Genomic DNA, 2,942 nt, shown 5'->3' with positions numbered 1-2,942 from the left:
TTTCAACCGAAACAGGTGGTCAATTTGAACTGGAATTGGGTGGTCAATTTGACCGGTTTTTCCACCTCCATAATACTTCGGAGAAAAATCGGCAATAGCAGTCATGTCTAGATAATTCACCTTGCCGTCTCCGTTAGTGTCGGCAAATCGGTACAGCCCCGTATCGGGATCGATCCCTTCATAATGGTAAAGCTTCCTGATGTTCATGGGCTGGCCCACCACATAGCGGCTGGCATACGTCGAGCCTTCGAGTCCCGGAAAAGAAACCAGCTTGTTTTTTGATACCGTCAGGTTGATCGAAGTGTTCCAGCTGAAAGCAACGGTTTCGATATTTACAGTGCGGAGCGTAAGCTCGAATCCCGTATTTCTAACGGTGGCGTCTAGGTTCGCCTGCACGGTTTGAAATCCTGTCGTTCCCGGCAGTGGAATTCCCGTCAGCTGGTTGCTAGACAGATTGCGGTAATAGGCGCCTGTAATAAATATCCTGTCCTTGAAAAAACCCAGTTCCAATCCTGCTTCCAGTTTCTTGCTGGTTTCCCAGGCAAAATCCGGATTGTAAAGTCGATTGGGCTGCTGCCCGATGACGCCGTTATAAGCAATACCGCTGCTGCTGTAAGTGTCCAGGTACTGGTAGTTCCCGATCTGGTCGCTTCCTGTAAGGCCATAGCTGCCGCGCAACTTCCCAAAGCTAAAAATGCTTTTGTCAGATACAAAAGCCTCCTTGTGGAAAAGCCATGCCGCACCGACTGCGCCAAAATTGGCAAACTGCTTGCCGGGACCAAAACGGCTCGAACCGTCCCGCCTCCCCGTAAGGTTCAAGATCAGCTTATCATCAAAGGTATAGTTGGCCCTTGCAAAAAAGGCCTGGTAGCGGTAGTCGCTTTTATCATTCCCCATCGTGATGGTCTGGGATGCCGCCGCAAGATTTCCGATCAGGCTGTTGCTGGAGAACCCCACGCCCATCTGCACCAGCGACTCCCCATGCTGTGATTGGAAGGTACCACCAGCAAGCAGGTCAACGCGGTGTTTCCCCCACTGATTCTTCCAGCGCAGTTGCGGCTCAATGATCCACGAATTTCGGCTGGCCTCAGTTACGCCAATGTAAGAACCTTCGGGGCCCACGCCAATGGCAGGCATATACGTCGTCGAAGGGTTCAGGTTGCGTTCGGACAGTTCTGTTGAAGTGTATCCTAGGTTGACAGCCGCTTCCATGTTTTCCACGATAGCATAAGAAAGCTTCAGGCTGGAGAGCAGGTCGTTGGTCTCAGAAGTATAAGTGCCCAGCAGGTTGCGCAACGGATTATTGAAAGTGCTGTTTTCCCAGTTAAGATTGCCGTCCGCATCATATAATGCTGGCGCATTGGGTGCCAGGCTGATGGCTTCCGAAGTAAAATCGCTGACAGGCAGGTTATTGTCCTGCAGGGACAAGCCTGCGGAAAAGGCAAGCTTGAACTTCCCGTCTGCACTTTCATGGTTCAGGCTGGCTCTGACATCTCCAGTCTTATATTTAAAATTGCCTGCAAAAACCGTTGACTGTTCTGAAAAGCCCCCGTTGATCAAAAAAGAAGTGCGTTCGCTCCCGCCTCCTATCGAAGCCTGAACCGTGCTGAATTCAGCCATCCCGCCCAGCAGCGTTTCTTGCCAGTCGGTATAGCGGTTGGCATCCCAGGTCCCGTTAACATCATACGCATAGTCGGGATAGTCCGTGATACCGTCATTGGCGAAAGCTTCCCGGCGCATAGACAGGTATTGTTCGGTATTGAGCAGCTTCATGAATCGGGTGACCTGCCCCGCCCCCCTTGTGAATCGGACATTGAAGGCGGTCTTGCCACCCTTACCCTTTTTAGTGGTAATCAGTACCACGCCATTAGCGCCCCGAGAGCCATAGATCGCTGTCGCATCAGCATCTTTCAGTACCTCAAGGCTCGCCACTTGGTCGGGCGGGATGCTGTTGAGCGGGCTGGGTTTTCCGGCCAACACGCCCGAAGTGAAGCCGTCGGTCAGCGACTGGGCGTCGTAGGGAACGCCGTCAATAATGTACAGCGGGCTGTTCCCATCGGCGCGCAGGCTGTTCTGCCCGCGGATCTTGATGTCGAATCCCCCGCCGGGCATGCCTGTATTCTGCGTGATATTCACTCCCGCCATTCTTCCCTGCATTGCTGCAAGCATATTGGTGACAGGTTGGTTTTCAATGTCTTTAGAGGTGATTCGCGCAATGCTACCCGTGCGTTCGCTTTCCTTTACAGAATAGTAGCCAGCATTGACCACCACTTCCTGAATAGACTGCGCAGTAGCCTGCATCAAAACGTGAGCTGTCTGAGACGACGCTTCAATTTCAACAGTACCATAGCCGATATAAGAAAAAACCAAGATATCCCCCTTTGAGGCATTGACAGCATAACGCCCGTCCCCATCCGTCAGGGTCTGGAGAGTAGTTCCTTTTACAATAACAGTAACGCCCGCAAGCGGTCCCGAGGCGTCCGATACGGTTCCGGTAACCTGTTGCTGTAAGATAAAGTCGATTGAAGTAATGCCCAAAGGACTGTGCGCAAAAGCGCTCCGGGTGCTTATGAGGGCGCACCCGACAAGTACGGCGCAGAAAATGCGGTGCCCGTACCCAAATAATGAATGAATTTTCATAATTTTGGAATTGGTTATTAGTTAGTAACTGTAATCACGGTTCCCTGTGAATTTTGCCGATGCAGCAGGGAACTTTTTTTGTAAGCGTCATTACGAGGAACGCTTGGTTCGCCGTAACGAAAGAAATCGTTGTATTTCAAAAGTGTAATTATTTTACATAAGCATTCTTTTAAGGGATTAAAAGTGAAAAAAATTAGGTAACGAGGTAATTTGATAATAAAAAGCAATCACAGCACGGCATTCTACAGCTGTCAGCTGCAATCTGAAAACTAAAAAGCTGCCCCCTATTTTCACAACAGCCA

Annotated in this window: 1 protein-coding gene; it reads right to left on the bottom strand. The window is 50.5% G+C overall.

Translation table 11 applies throughout. From position 1 onward, the window contains the following. Positions 1 to 2,640, bottom strand: a 2,640-nt coding sequence (locus EG849_RS10900; protein WP_199732274.1) for a SusC/RagA family TonB-linked outer membrane protein, incomplete at its 3' end; no start/stop codon positions are given. Positions 2,641 to 2,942 lie beyond the last annotated feature (302 nt).

The sequence above is a fragment of the Flavobacterium macacae genome, from assembly GCF_003865365.1.
GTDB lineage: Bacteria > Bacteroidota > Bacteroidia > Flavobacteriales > Flavobacteriaceae > Flavobacterium > Flavobacterium macacae.
Note: the sequence above shows the minus strand (reverse complement) of the source record. Positions and strands in the feature narration are given on the sequence as shown.